Origin of the sequence: Gracilibacillus halophilus YIM-C55.5 (assembly GCF_000359605.1) — a bacterium.
GTDB lineage: Bacteria > Bacillota > Bacilli > Bacillales > Amphibacillaceae > Gracilibacillus > Gracilibacillus halophilus.
Genome location: NZ_APML01000061.1, coordinates 1 through 14497 on the forward strand (window position 1 = coordinate 1; position 14497 = coordinate 14497).

Annotated in this window: 17 protein-coding genes and 3 pseudogenes; 11 read left to right on the forward strand and 9 right to left on the reverse strand. The window is 36.4% G+C overall.

The window, feature by feature from the left end; translation table 11 throughout:
• Positions 1–236: 236 nt before the first annotated feature.
• The gene (locus J416_RS12265; protein WP_003472719.1) at positions 237–680 is read left to right on the forward strand and encodes a ferritin-like domain-containing protein; all 444 of its coding nucleotides are present in this window, start codon (positions 237–239) and stop codon (positions 678–680) included.
• A gap of 119 nt (positions 681–799) precedes the next feature.
• Here the strand turns inward: J416_RS12265 and J416_RS12270 are convergent, their stop codons facing one another.
• Positions 800–1234 (reverse strand): cell wall hydrolase, encoded by a 435-nt coding sequence (locus tag J416_RS12270; RefSeq protein ID WP_003472721.1) that lies wholly within the window; start codon positions 1232–1234, stop codon positions 800–802.
• A 177-nt stretch (positions 1235–1411) separates the two neighbouring features.
• On the opposite strand from J416_RS12270, the pseudogene J416_RS12275 reads away from it, so the two are divergent.
• Positions 1412–2532: pseudogene (locus tag J416_RS12275) on the forward strand (M20 metallopeptidase family protein).
• Here the strand turns inward: J416_RS12275 and J416_RS12280 are convergent.
• Both J416_RS12280 and J416_RS12285 read right to left on the reverse strand, forming a co-directional pair.
• Positions 2529–3743, reverse strand: coding sequence for an ABC transporter permease (locus J416_RS12280; protein WP_003472724.1), 1215 nt, complete (start codon positions 3741–3743; stop codon positions 2529–2531). The pseudogene J416_RS12275 and the gene J416_RS12280 sit on opposite strands and share 4 nt — an antisense overlap.
• On the reverse strand, positions 3736–4482 hold the full coding sequence (locus J416_RS12285; RefSeq protein WP_003472727.1) for an ABC transporter ATP-binding protein: 747 nt from the start codon (positions 4480–4482) through the stop codon (positions 3736–3738). The genes J416_RS12280 and J416_RS12285 overlap by 8 nt, the downstream gene beginning before the upstream one ends.
• A gap of 131 nt (positions 4483–4613) precedes the next feature.
• On the opposite strand from J416_RS12285, the gene J416_RS15840 reads away from it, so the two are divergent.
• From J416_RS15840 to J416_RS12325, 9 genes and pseudogenes are all read left to right on the forward strand, one after another.
• Positions 4614–4778 carry a hypothetical protein gene (locus J416_RS15840; RefSeq protein ID WP_156809593.1) on the forward strand — a complete coding sequence of 55 codons (165 nt, stop codon included), beginning with the start codon at positions 4614–4616 and terminating at the stop codon, positions 4776–4778.
• 124 nt (positions 4779–4902) lie between these two features.
• Positions 4903–5369 (forward strand): annotated as a pseudogene (locus J416_RS12290) (HIT family protein).
• A gap of 62 nt (positions 5370–5431) precedes the next feature.
• On the forward strand, positions 5432–5806 hold the full coding sequence (locus J416_RS12295; protein WP_003472732.1) for a YtxH domain-containing protein: 375 nt from the start codon (positions 5432–5434) through the stop codon (positions 5804–5806).
• A 180-nt stretch (positions 5807–5986) separates the two neighbouring features.
• Entirely contained in the window at positions 5987–6529 is a 543-nt protein-coding gene (locus tag J416_RS12300) for a DUF3267 domain-containing protein (protein WP_156809594.1), read from the forward strand.
• 116 nt (positions 6530–6645) lie between these two features.
• Positions 6646–6825, forward strand: coding sequence for a hypothetical protein (locus J416_RS12305; protein WP_003472737.1), 180 nt, complete (start codon positions 6646–6648; stop codon positions 6823–6825).
• Between the two features lie 110 nt (positions 6826–6935).
• Complete coding sequence (locus J416_RS12310) at positions 6936–7865, forward strand: peptidylprolyl isomerase (protein WP_003472739.1); 930 nt, start codon at positions 6936–6938, stop codon at positions 7863–7865.
• Between the two features lie 79 nt (positions 7866–7944).
• Positions 7945–9174 (forward strand): hypothetical protein, encoded by a 1230-nt coding sequence (locus J416_RS12315; RefSeq protein ID WP_003472740.1) that lies wholly within the window; start codon positions 7945–7947, stop codon positions 9172–9174.
• Between the two features lie 91 nt (positions 9175–9265).
• Positions 9266–9655: a hypothetical protein gene (locus J416_RS12320; RefSeq protein WP_003472742.1), complete on the forward strand. Its 390-nt coding sequence runs from the start codon at positions 9266–9268 to the stop codon at positions 9653–9655.
• 41 nt (positions 9656–9696) lie between these two features.
• On the forward strand, positions 9697–10398 hold the full coding sequence (locus J416_RS12325) for a class I SAM-dependent methyltransferase (RefSeq protein WP_003472744.1): 702 nt from the start codon (positions 9697–9699) through the stop codon (positions 10396–10398).
• A 443-nt stretch (positions 10399–10841) separates the two neighbouring features.
• Here the strand turns inward: J416_RS12325 and J416_RS12330 are convergent, their stop codons facing one another.
• The 6 genes and pseudogenes from J416_RS12330 to J416_RS15965 all read right to left on the reverse strand — a co-directional run.
• Positions 10842–11480, reverse strand: a complete 639-nt coding sequence (locus J416_RS12330) for a DUF443 family protein (protein WP_003472745.1) — start codon at positions 11478–11480, stop codon at positions 10842–10844.
• Between the two features lie 89 nt (positions 11481–11569).
• Entirely contained in the window at positions 11570–12208 is a 639-nt protein-coding gene (locus tag J416_RS12335) for a hypothetical protein (protein WP_003472747.1), read from the reverse strand.
• A gap of 185 nt (positions 12209–12393) precedes the next feature.
• Complete coding sequence (locus J416_RS12340) at positions 12394–12720, reverse strand: hypothetical protein (RefSeq protein ID WP_003472749.1); 327 nt, start codon at positions 12718–12720, stop codon at positions 12394–12396.
• A 376-nt stretch (positions 12721–13096) separates the two neighbouring features.
• On the reverse strand, positions 13097–13780 hold the full coding sequence (locus J416_RS12345; protein WP_003472751.1) for a hypothetical protein: 684 nt from the start codon (positions 13778–13780) through the stop codon (positions 13097–13099).
• 18 nt (positions 13781–13798) lie between these two features.
• On the reverse strand, positions 13799–14245 hold the full coding sequence (locus tag J416_RS12350; RefSeq protein ID WP_040513563.1) for a DUF5085 family protein: 447 nt from the start codon (positions 14243–14245) through the stop codon (positions 13799–13801).
• Positions 14242–14497, reverse strand: a pseudogene (locus tag J416_RS15965) (hypothetical protein); the annotation flags it as partial. The pseudogene J416_RS15965 and the gene J416_RS12350, both read right to left, overlap by 4 nt.

The window sequence follows — 14497 nt, forward strand, 5'->3', positions numbered from 1 at the left end:
AAATCACCCGAAACGAAACTTGTGAGTTTCGGGAAGTTGAGGCCGTGCCCGCGGCAAGCGCCCGTCTGAAGCGAAAATCGAAAGATTCCATCTTTTATTAGAAAAACTAAATGCATTTTAATGAATATCCAGGCAATTCATATTTATTTTTTTTATGTCACGGATTCAGGATGTTTATTTTTTTCAATGTAGGGTAGACATATAGTGGAAACCATATCGAAAGGATGATGTATAAGATGGCACAAAATAATGAACAATTACAAGAATTACTCGATGGTTTAAATGAAGACTTAGCTCATGAATATGCAGCAACCATTATGTATACGTATCATGCTTCTGTTGTGTCTGGTCTGTATCGGTCGTTATTAAAACCTTTTTTCGAAGATGAGATTAACGATGAGATTGGTCACGCACAGTACTTATCAGAGAAAATTAAAACATTAGGCGGAACACCAACTACGACACCGGCAAAAGTTGAACAACTTACGGATGTAAAAGCAATGCTTGAAGCCACACTAAAAGCAGAAACTGAAACGATTGAGCGCTACGAGAAAAGAAAACAGCAAGCTAGTGAATTAGGATATACAGAACTCGTCGTCGAATTAGAAGATATGATCGCAGACGAAACCAAACATCAAGAAGAAACGCAACGTTTATTAGCAGATAGCAGTTTCTTTTAAGCAACAGCGAAATAAATAACCCGGATGTTAACAGTTGATCTATTAACATTCGGGTTTTTACTATTGATAATGAACAGCAACAAGTTTGGACGCACTCGTAGTTCTACCTATAGCGTTCCTTAATATACACTCGGGCATGTTCCAGCTGCTGGTTCATAATAACAATGGTTTTTATACCGTCCAGAAAAAGGTTCACCATACCAATCTGACGGACAGTCTCCACTTGGCCTGAAGTACCAAAGAGAATATTTCGCCGGATGTTGTGTCCAATATTTCAAATTCTTTCTTGCTAATCTTCTTTCAGCATCTCGCGGTCTCCGATAAAATAAACTACCTTTTTGAACAGCTTCAAATGCATAATTGCCCCCTTGAACTTGATAAATGACATCACGTATTGTACGTACATCAGTAAAATCTAAACAATTCGCTACATCACGATTCACAATGACATTTCCGACAAACAACATGCCTAGCCTTCCTTCACCAACAGCTTCCGCTCTCATCAACCTTGCCATTAAATCAACGTCTGAACTTGTAAATTTTGCTCTTGGCATTTTTTCACCTCCGCTACATCATTGTATGAAACAAATGCCTATTTTGTTTTTGACCAAACAAGATCAATACACGACGAAGACTCAACTATGCTATAATAAAAGGAAAAACAGCTTACGATCGGGGATGATGAAGTGAACAAGCAGCTTTTTAATGCATTGGAAAACTCTTATGAAGAAATGGTCGAGATTCGCCGTTATTTACACCAATATCCAGAACTTTCATTTGAAGAAGAACAGACAGCCAATTACATTCAATCATATTATGACCAACTACATATTCCCTATCAAAAAAATGTCGGAGGTAACGGGGTAGTAGCAACAGTAGAAGGCGGAAAACCTGGAAAAACCATCGCCATTCGTGCAGACTTTGACGCGCTGCCGATCCATGATGCCAAAGACGTCCCTTATCGCTCCAAAGTAGATGGTGTGATGCACGCTTGCGGTCACGACGGCCATACCGCTACATTACTTACAGTAGCGAAAGTTTGTAAAAAATATCAATCGGACATTCCTGGCACGATTGTTTTTATTCATCAACATGCAGAGGAGTTAACACCAGGTGGAGCGAAAGCATGATTGCTTCTGGTGCATTAGATGGAGTGGATGAGGTATATGGAACTCATTTATGGACCAATACACCATACGGTATCGTACAAACAAGTCCGAGTGAATTAATGGCCGCGGCCGACAAATTTGAAATCACGATAAAGGGAAAAGGCGGACACGGTGCCATCCCTCATCAAACTACAGATTCCATAGTTGCCGGATCACAAGTAGTCACAAACCTTCAACAACTAAAAAGCCGACGAATTGACCCACTGCATACGGCTGTTCTCTCGATTGGTACATTCTATGCAGGAAATGCTTATAACATTATTCCAGGGAAAGTCGAAATCACTGGAACAGTCCGCACATTTGACGAAACATTACAACAACAGATCATCGACGAGATGGAACGAATCATTCAAGGAACGTGTGTCAGTTTCGGGGTCGAATATGACTTTCATTATACAAAAGGTTATCCAGCCGTCGTAAATCACGAAGAACAAGCACGTGCGGTCATAGATGCAGCGACTTCTATCGATGACATAAAAAAAGCAGAAATGACAGCACCGAGTATGACGGGAGAAGATTTCGCTTATTTTGTAAAAGAAAAACCAGGTGCCTTTTTCTTTACTGGCGCTCAACGTAGTGATCATTTTGTTCCGCATCATCATCACTTATTTGATTTCGATGAACGAGCCATGTTACTTGCTGCGAAAACTTTCCTTCAGTTAATTGAACAAAGAAATCACTAGCGAAGTTTTTGATTCAAATAAATCGGTCCTGCTCCAAACAGCAGGACTGCACTCGTTATAGCAACAAGTACCCCTGCTTGAACACTGTCAGAAAACAGTAATAACAAGACAAAGAGCACTGTTTGCACAGCAATTAACTGAGTGATCCACACTTTCACTGCTTTTTTTCGTTCATGAAACCTAATCGGGTACAAATCCACCCACACGATCAGTCGATGATGGTTAAATAATGGCACCATCTGAATCCATGTCATATACAGAAATAACCAAGCAAAAATAACCTTCAGCCACATATTGGGCACATAGTACATCGCCAAAGCACCAATAACGGTTAATCGAAGCCATAACCCTAAATACTCACCACTTCTAGCAGTTGTCAGGCGATATAAATAAGTAAAAGTGTGCGATTGCTGAAATGGGATCGAACGTGTCAACAACCGAGCTAACCAATGTCTTTTTTTCACTTCTGTCTCGATATGTCCTACATCAGTGAACATATTGGCTAATCGATAAAATGACCGCATCCGCAAATAATCTCGTTCAATCAGTATATCCCATTGTAATGCCACACTTTTCCTTGATTCTTGATAGTTAAAGAGTATTAGTACAACGAATAAAGCGGTCACAAGCAACGTAAATAATAGCGCTTGATGAATATAGAAGAAAAGCATCACCATAATTAAGAAATACCTTACCAAATGATCCATCATGCGCATCGATCGCTCACGAATACGCAACATCCACCAATTTGCTATTAAACTCCATGCTTTAATCACTAAAAGTACAAGTAATAACAAACCATAACTTGACGTTTGACGTTCTGGATAGGCAGCGAAATATAACGGTGCTAGTGCTGCACCAACTAAGAAAAAAACATACAATTGTGTGACGTAACTATATAGTAATGTACGGAAAAAATAGGGACCCATGTTGTACTCTGCAGGGATTAAAAACACAATATCTGCTTTCTTCAAAAAGTTTTGAATCGGACTATATGTCGTTACGAAACTTAACACAAGCGCAATCACCCAGGCCGCCGGAAAATCTGTTGGTAAATTTTCTAACCATTGCTGATAAAATACAGACATCGCTGATAATATAAAAACCATCGCGATCATGAAATGCCCCGTCAATATATAACGCAAATAACGACTCAATTCTTTCATATGACCTGATAAACGATTTTTAAACAATTGTTTAGCGTCAAACATTGTCATCGGCTTCCTTTGTTAATTGAATATATAGATCATCTAACGTTGCCTCAGGGCGCTTGAATGACTGTTGGAGTTCAGATAATGTACCTTGTGCGCGAATATAGCCGTCATGCAAAATAATAAAACGATCGCAATAACGCTCCGCCGTCGCCAAAATATGTGTAGACATCAACACACCTGCTCCCTGTGATTTCATTTCATTCATCCAATCTAAATAAGACTGAATCCCTAACGGATCTAAACCGACAAACGGTTCATCTACAATATAAAGTGACGGCTCCACTAAAAATGCACACATAATCATCACTTTTTGTCGCATCCCTTTGGAGAAATGAATCGGAAACCACTTTAATTTCTTTTCTAATCGAAATTCTTTTAATAATGGCGTGACCCGCTTCTGATAGGTTTCCTCTGATAAATCATAAGCCATCGCCGTCAACCGCAAATGTTCTTCCAACGTTAATTCATCATATAATACTGGCATCTCAGGAATATAACTGAATTGTTTGCGGTAATTTTCAGGGTCATCCTGAAATGATGTCCCATTAATCGAAACACTTCCATTTTTCGGTTGCATTAAGCCGATCACATGTTTAATCGTAGTACTTTTTCCAGCACCGTTTAAACCAATGATTCCCACAATTTCATTCGGATATATGTCAAACGAAAGTCCATGCAACACATTCTTATGAGTATAGCCACCTTCTAAATCTTTAATTTGTAATAAGGATTCCATTGCAATACTCCCTTCCAAAAGCTTGACCTGCTAAAATATTACCATTTTATCAAGCGGATAACAAAAATATTCATGGTATAAATCAAAAATAAATAGGGCATTCTATAAATGAAGGAGGAGGAAGAAACAAGGTGATTGGTAACCTTTTCTCTCATGTGAATGATGGAAAAAGCCAAACATGTAGCGATCGAATCAAACGTTGTTTCCAAAACAACAATCTTGATTCCCTTACACTCGCTGTTTCTGATCAACCAATGAGTCATTCCCCGATTCCATTGTATAAAGAAGAAATTTGATTCTTCGCCTCCTTCCAAAGCAGGGTGCTGTTTATCTCCATAAACAGCATGCCTGCTCTTTTTTCATCTCTACTCCCTTTCGTGTTGCTTAATCACTAAAATCTTTATACAATAGTAATATAGTATGGAAGAAAATGATTGTAGCAAAGGAGAGAGACAAGTGACCGAACAACAAACAGACTGCATATTTTGTAACATTCATTCGAAAGAAATCCCTTCTGCCAAAGTATACGAAGATGAAGACGTTTATGCTTTTTTAGATCTAAGCCAAGTAACAAAAGGGCATACACTCATCATCCCAAAAACGCACAGTAAAGATATTTATGACACCGATGAAGAGGTAGCTTCCCGATTATTCAGTCGTGTGCCCGTCGTAGCGAATGCGATCAAAAAAGCGTTTCAACCATCTGGCTTAAACATATTAAATAATAATGAAGAATTCGCTGGTCAGTCAGTGTTTCATCTACATATTCATTTAATCCCGCGCTATGATCACCAAGATGCTTTGGGGCCAAATGGGAAACACATGAAAACGAATATTCACAGGAACAACTAACAGATATCGCCCATCAAATTCAGGAAAATTTATAAATTTGATGTTTGAAAGACACACAAATAGGTATTATATATTATAGAAAGGAGTGTGTGTGCGTATGATCAATGCAAAATCATTGTTTATCGGCGTGGTAACTGGCAGCGTGATTGGCGCCGCAACCACCCTACTCACAACACCAAAATCAGGAAAAGAATTGCGTACCGATGTCAAACACCGTAGTAATGAAGTGGTCCAATCCATCAATCATTTACGTGAAGAAGGCTTTGATTTAAAAGATCAAATTGCCAAAACGTCTAAAGAAGGAGCCGCTCTCATTCGCGACTTGTCAGCGGATGTAAAACAATCCGTAGAATCGTGGAAAAAGACCGTAGAACCTCATCAAAAAAATATTCAAAAGTATTTAACACAAATTGAAGAAAGCCTTAAAGAGTTAGAGGACAAAACCCAACAAAATGATCAATCCACATCATAAATCACGAAAGAGCGATCAAGAAAATTAAGATCGCTCTTTTTTTCGAGTAAAATGTGAACACACGATAAAATTATCATTTTTATCCATAAATTTTTTGTAAAACCTATTGATTTTTGGTTTAAAACATACTATAGTCATGTAGTAATTTTAAATAACTATGAATAAAATGAGGTGATTCGCATGATGAATTGTTGGGACACTATCCAAATCACAAAACAATTAGGCGTATATCGAACAATTATGTTGTCTTTTTTATTAGGACTTGGTTCATTTATCATGCTGTATTTACCTTTTACTTTTATTCATCAACATATTGAAGTCAAGGAAAATGGATTTTATCCTTTTTTGCTAGCATTGGTTGTCTTACCGATTCTACACCAATTAACACACATTGTACCGTTACAATTAATTGAAAGACATGCCAAGATAAAATGGATCAAATTTGCTAAACAGTTTCCTTATGTTAAGATTATGCCAAATACAAAAACATCTAAGCGAACCTTATTAATCTCTTTGCTAACACCAACGATGTTACTCACGACACCGTTGATTACAGCAAGTGTGACTTTTGGTGGCTATTATCCTTATTTTTTAATGTTAGCTGCCATTAATATCGGTTTTTCTTATACAGATTTTTTATATGCCCGTCGAATCTGGCGCGCACCAAAACAATGTATTATTACAAATGACCATAACGGATATGATATATTAATTAGACGATAAGCCAGTATGATACTGGCTTTTTCTTTCCAAAACTTAGAAATTATAATGGATATACTGTTCAAATTTCTAATTTTTTGTTAAAGTTATGAGAGAAGCAAGAAGGAGGTACAATGAGCATGATGTTAGTATTTGCGATATTCTCATTCTTCGCATTATTTATTTTTAATTCTTTAACTTATCGACTTTGCATGCAAACGGAGATGTCCCAAGAGAAACAACCCAATGTTTTTCGGACCATTAATATATTGATTACGATTTTACTCGTATCTTCTTATGTAGAAGTTGTTTACACATAAAAATGTGTAAAATTAGTGGAATAAATCGCTTTCGCTATATATAACCGAGTAATATATGTTATAGTATCTCACAGAGTCAAAAAAGTTAGGAAAGATTAGGAGTGTAGGTAATGAAAATGAAAAAATTAGCAATGGCAACAACATTTGCAGCAAGTGTTATAGCTTTATCAGCTTGCTCTTCTGACGACGAATCAGAAACAGTTGTTGAAACTGGATCAGGAAATATCACCAAAGATGAATTTTATGAAGAATTAAAGTCATCAAATGGCGGACAAGTCTTACAACAAATGGTTTTAAAAACTATTTTGGAAGATAATTATGACGTGTCTGATGAAGAAGTTGATCAAGAAGTCCAATCATTAAAAGATCAATATGGAGATCAATGGGAAATGGTCTTAGCCCAAAGTGGTCTTGAAGATGAAGATGCATTGCGCGAACAACTTCGTACAAGCTTGTTACAGCAAAAAGCTGTCACTGAAGATGTAGAAGTATCAGATGAAGAAATTAATCAACGTTATGAACGTATGCAAACAGAACTCGTCGCAAGCCATATTCTTGTCCAAGATGAAGAAACAGCAAACACTGTGAAAGAAGAGCTTGACAACGGTGAAGATTTTGCTTCACTAGCCGAAGAATATTCTACGGATCAAGCTAGTGCTTCTAATGGTGGCGAGCTTGATCCATTTACAGCAGGTGATATGGCACCAGCCTTTGAAGATGCAGCGTATAATCTAGAAACAGATGAAGTCAGTGATCCCGTTCAATCAGACAATGGCTGGCATATCATTAAGCTTCAAGAACGAAATGAAGTAGAAGTCGAACCACTAGAAGACATGAAAGATCAAATTCGTTCAGAAATCGCACAAACAAAAGTTGAAGATTCTGCAGCGCAAACGAAAATGCAGGAGCTTATGCAAGACGCTGATATTGATGTGAAAATTGATGAATTTGAAAGTCTATTTGAACAACAAACGTCTACTGGCTCATCATCTGGATCTGGTTCAGGTTCCAGTTCAGAAGAATCATCAGACGCTGAATAACAACTAGAAATGAATTGCACTGCCCTATCTCACGAACAGAGGTAGGGCTTTCTACTATAATCACTTAGGGGGAAGCATTTTGAGTCAGAATCATTATTTTTACGGGATGGTCCCGGTTCAATATGATCTTACAGAAGAAACCAAAGCAACCATCCGCCAACAATTTCCACCACCGACGCTGCCAGATGCGACAGACATCATCGACTTAACCGAATTAGGAAAAGGAACAGCCATTGAAACGCGTGTACTGTTGAACGATTATCAAGTACGAACGACGAAAACCAATAAATCTTTTTTAAAATTGAATTTAAGTAACCAATCTGGCAATATACCCGCGAAAATGTGGGATAATCATGGCATGGTCGCTACGGTTCAACCTTTACTTGATACACATGGTGTTTTTGATATTAAGGGGACAGTAGATGAATTTAATGGCTTTAAAAGTGTTACCGTTCAAGAAATGACACCTTGTTCTCAAGAAATTGATCCTTTCACCCTTCTGGCCTATACAAAACAAGATTTAGATGCATTAACACTTGAACTCTTTGCTTATTTATATGAGTTAGAAGAACCTTATCAAAGCATTACGCTTCATGCGATGGAAGAGCTTTGGGACGCCTTTCGCCTTAGTCCTGCCGCCAAAGGATTTCATCATCATTATCTAGGCGGATTACTCAAACATACAGTCGGATTAATGCGTATTTGTCGCTACATTACCGTATTTGAAGAAAATCCATTCCGAGCTGTCATGAAATTAATACATAAAGTTGAAACCGAATATAAACAAGAAATATGGGAGTCATTAAAACAAGATGAAACATACCCTCGTTTTGTCTGGAAAGGCACCATCGATCACTTATATCAAATGCTTCATGGAATGGCTGAATATAAATATGATAACCTACATTACGATGCACTGATGACAAGTATTTTATTCCATGATATTGGGAAATTAATGGAGTATGATTATGCAGGTAAGACACTAGATATCTTCCAATATTTATACCCATCAGCTTATTTTGAGTCAACGCAAAGACAACAAGCAGGCATCACAATGGACCCATTAGGTGTATTCGTTGGCCATATCCCTTATGGTGTGTTACTAATGAACCGCATCATCGAAGACAAACAAATTCACGTCAGTATGGAAAGCATTCATGTAATGAACCACTGTATCCTCTGTCATCACGGATTACCAGAATGGGGAAGCGCTGTACAAAAGCCGTTACATTTAGAAGGTTATATCATTCATATCGTCGATTACTTGGACAGTCGTTACGAAAATACTGAATCAAATGAAGAAAAATAACCAAATATGCGTTTGTTTTCCATTTTTATCTACAAAGATTCTATCGTTTATGATAGAATTGTCTCAGATATGACAGATTGGTGGTACTTAAATGAATGCGACAACTATAATTAGTCTCGTTTTGTTGTTTATTTCCTACCTTTTATTACAATATTACATAAAGGATAAACACAAAATACAATCTAGTTTGATCCAATCATGGACGAAAAATCGACGTTTTCCTTTTGTACTCACAAATTTGCTGATGATATGTGGTGGCATCATTCTCCATTTCATATTGTATCCGAATATTGCTTATCCGATGGCTGTCCGCATGTTACCTTTATTTCTTATATTATTTTCGGTCCCATTCATTAGCGGAATTGAACGATGGATGACCCAACGCAGAGAAAAAGAATATCTATCACAATGGCTATCTGCTGGTTTTGTCTTCAGTGCATATGCCATGCTTGTCATCTTAGAACAGCTTTATAAACTATAATGCTGTTCTTTTTTTTATCTATTACGTAGGGAGTTGAGGAAATGAAACGAACACATTGGCAACGAAAAGATGTGAGTGAACATTATTTGGAACAAGTCAGAGGTGGTATTCCATATGGCCCAGATCAAACGAAAATGATGCTTAATGTTATCAATCATTTTCAAACAAGTCCTAGAACTGTCATCGATGTAGGATGTGGGAATGGCTTCTTGGCAGAAATATTATTGCAAATGTATCCGAGAGCTTCTGCCATTTTAATCGATCATTCAGAGCCAATGATCGATGCGGCAAAAGAGCATATGAGACAGTATAAAGATCGATGTGAATTTCTTTTAGCTGACTTCAGTCATGGATTAAAACAAGTGTCTACGATCGATTCAGTTGACTGTATTGTGTCAGGGTTTGCGATTCATCATCTGCCCGACGAACAAAAACAACGTGTTTATCAACAAATTTATGATTTACTCGCTGATGGCGGTGTGTTTATCAATATCGAACATGTTGCTTCTGCTACTCCACAAGTTGAGGCATTACATGATCAACTTTTCATTCATCACTTGAGTACATACAACAATCGTCATTATGAGGATGTGGAGCAAGAATATCACGAACGACCGGACAAGGAAGATAACATTTTGCAACGAGTAGATATTCAAGTGGATTGGTTAAGAGATATCGGCTTTCAACATGCTGATTGTTTCTTTAAATGGATGGAATTGTCCGTGTTTGGCGGCGTAAAATAACGGTCTTTCTCCATTATTTAAAAGCCAATCGATGACAAAGACTGTCTCGATTAGGCTTTTATTTCCTGAATCATTTGATTACCTTGGCGTTCGACACATTCCTGGAATCAAAGGTATATCGATACTGCCATGTAGTTTTAAATCACTCCTACAGTGTTGAAAATGTTGTTAGAAATAGAGATTTTCACTCTTCACTACTTATAAGTTTTCCATCCCTTATGTTCAACTATTTTATACCCGTCCGTTTCTACTAAAGAATTTTCAATCTCCCCTGTATTACTATTCACTCGATAGATTGCTTTCCTTGCTTCAACAAGTTTAGCTACATATATAAAATATGTAGCGATATCTTTCCAATCATTGTGCCCAGGCCTGGAATAGGAGTAGACACTGTCCCTGCCGCAGTAAATGCTGTCTGAACGTACCACCTACTGTTTTAATGATTATTTAAATCTTACTGGAATTTGACCATCTAATATTGTCATTGCATTAACTACAGTTAAGGTAAAAAAGAAAAAGGTTGCAATTATCAACAGCATCATATTACCATCTGTAATAAATAATACAAACGTGGCAATGAAAAACAATAGAATAAAACAATAAACAAATATACTTTTTATAAAATGTTTAACTGTTACAGGCTTTATAAAAATTTGTTTTTTTAATAATAGATTTGAAGTAACCTTTTCAAAAAATTTCTTTTTATACTTATTGCCAATATATATTCGTATTAAAACTACGATTAACAACATCAATGTTGCAATAATACCGTTCACTAACATGGTACTTTGAATTTCAAAATACGATGAAAGTGGTCTTAATAAAGTGGCTAAAAAAATCCCTACACCTGTTCCTAGAGTAGCAAGACCTTGATCCTTTGATTTATCTCTCTCTATGTGCTTCACTTTTTCATTGATCTCATCTTCATCTACTTTATAGATTGTATATGGTACTAACCATGATAAAAATGGAAATATTGTTTTCCATACTGACCTGCCCATATCTAAAATATAGCTCTCTTCATCAATCTTTAATATTTTAAATCTCGGGTTCTTATAAACACGTTGCACTTCACATTTCATCAAAATCACCACACCCAATTCATAGGGTTAATTGCTTCTAGTCCTTCACAGATTGTTTCTCCCGCATTAACAGATCTTACACAAAATATTTACTCTTTTAACTCTACTTCAGTGTGATCTAAACTTATATCAATATTCTCTTCCTCTTCCGTTAATCTCATAAATATTTCTTCATCTTCTGGATGAATATCTACTAAGAACGGTACAGCGCTATCTGTTTCAATTAAACCAAATGTTTTCTCATTTAAAGTTACTGGCTTATTTTCAAAAATGTAGTCGCCATTTTGATTGCCAAAGGTAAGTTGAAAATAAATACTTTTAATTGGAGCATCTAATCTATTTACACCAAGGAAAAGTATAGAAATCCCACCATTTTCGTTATACACAAGATGACGGGGATATACAGTAAAATCATTGGGAAAACCCGCTTTTGGATCTGCTTTTATAACTTCATTTAATTGTCTATACATATCATTGTTTTCAATAGTTATTCCTTGTTCTTTATCTATTTTTGTAACCTGTAATTTTAAGTCTGGAGCTTCACTTGACTTTGATTTATCAGAGGACCCTACTGTTGCTTTATTTTCTGAATCATCTAATACATCTGTTGTTTTTTCCGCACTAGTTTCATTCGCAGTCTTCTCTGTGTCAGTTGCTGTATCCTCATTGGAATTACTACAACCAGCTATTATTGACACTAACACTATATATAATATTAGTTTTTTCAATTTGTAAAATTAACTCCCTCATAAATGAAATATTCCTTAGAATTCTTTGTTCGGTCTAACCATGGTGGATGCCGAAAATACTCCTAAATCATGTTATAGAGTTTCATCCCTTCACATAATTCTGCGTACACATCCTCCGGTAATGTCGGCTCATGATAACGTCCGTCACATATAACCGCACCGCTTTAGTCATTTTTATATAATCCGTTGCTTTCTAAATAATACTTCTTTGTCTTAGGAAAAACCTTTTTATATATAAGAGTAAATATCCAAGTAGTTAGTATTGTTGGTATTAAAATAATAAATCCAATGGGATCAAAAATAGCACCAATTAATATATATATAACAGTAATATACATGATGGACATTATTAATAAATACATATATGCAGCATACATAAATGGGTAAATATTTACTTTCGAACTTAAATCCTTAGACTTCTTTATTAATTGCTTATTTTCTCTTACTTCTTGTATGCCTATTCTAAAAGGATATGTTAAGAATCTCTTCATATTTGATTACCACCAGTTTCTTCAGGTTTTTCTCAGTACCCTCTCACTTTCGATTTGAATCCTTTGATATAACTTTTTTTTGATCATGATGAAAGAAAATATTGCTTTCATCAGATAAGTATCCCTGAATATGTGAACATCCCATAAGGACCTCTCCTTATCTCGTGTAAGTCGTTTCCGTCTCCCAATCTGTTACGATGTTCCCTTCTTCATCGCAAACTGGCTTTATTTAACCATAAATGCGTTTAAAAAAAGGATCTGTAAAATGATTAATCCTAGGCCAATCGATAGCTTATAATGCAAAAAAATAATAAAGTTGCTTCTACCGAACTTACTACCACAAAATTTGCTCCCATATGCGTCTTTGCTCTTTCTACTATTCATCTAGCTCCACATCATAATTATCTAATCTTAAGTCAATATTCTCTTCCGTTAAGCGCATAAAGATCTCTTCATCTTCAGGATAAATATCAATCAAGAACGGAACAGCACTGTCGGTTTTAATTATACCAACGTATTCCTCATCTAATGTGACGGGCATTTTCTCAAAAATATATGCCCCATTTTTATTGCCTAATGTGAGTTCAAAATAAATATTTCGAATTGGGGCATGCAATCGATTGATCGCAAAGAAAACGATAGAAGTACTGCCATCTTCGTTGTAAACAAGATCATGTGGGTAGATACTAAAATCGTTTGGAATACCGCCTTTTGGATCTGCTTTAATGACTTCGTTCAGCTGGCTATACAATTCACTATTTTCAATCGTGATACCATCTTCTTTGTCGATTTTTTGTACTTGCAATTCTAAATCAGGAACATCCTCGTTCGTTGGTTGATTAAAAAAGTCATCCACTCCCTTATTCTCCGAGGTATCTTCTGCTTCATCTTCTTCATTTTCGATATCGACGTTCTCCTCATTAGATTCATCTGTCTCATTTGCTTTCGTTGTATCTTCTGATTCCACATCGGTGTTTGTGTCTTTTGATGCTTCTTCATTTGTATGACTACACCCAGCTATCATTACCATAAGTATTACTAATATATATAACTTTTTCATTTCCTCATCTCCATTATTCTAAATGTAAACACCTACGCTCATTTCAACATAAGTACGGCCTGATTGCGTTTTTTTATATACTACAAAGATAGGGGTTCGTTGCTCTAGATCATTCTTCTGTAGATATTCAACTAATTCCCAATACTTCACTTGGGATTGTTCATCAAAGTTTTCTGTAACTCTTGTCATCACCATAGGTTTTATCGAAAAATAACTGCGGAAAAATACTTGTTCATCGATATCTTTCCGTATGGAGTCTTCTTCAATAGGTAAAAAAATCTCTACGGTCATTTCATCCGCCGTTGGGTCACTCAGTATGGAAAAAAACATGTCACCGGTTGGATGATAACCATTTTCTTCTAATATTGAAACAAAATCTTCAAAAGCTTGTTCCATTTCTTCTGGTCGAAAATGATAATACTTCGATACAACGTTCCGATAAGCGATTTGATGGCCGAACATCATGACGATTCCCCTCGCTTTTGCAGCGGAATATATAAGTCAATGATGATATCACCATACACTTCTAGTAATACACAATAAAATGTATCTTCTAATGGCATATTCTGCTCTTCGGCATACATTTTCAATTGATCACGGGCTTCGTAGAAATCTAATGCTTGATCGGCCTGTCTCATCACAAGTGCCTCTTCAACATAAAAGTCTCGTTCAAACCGGAAATCTGATTCATCTTCTAGCTGAACGGCACCATTGATG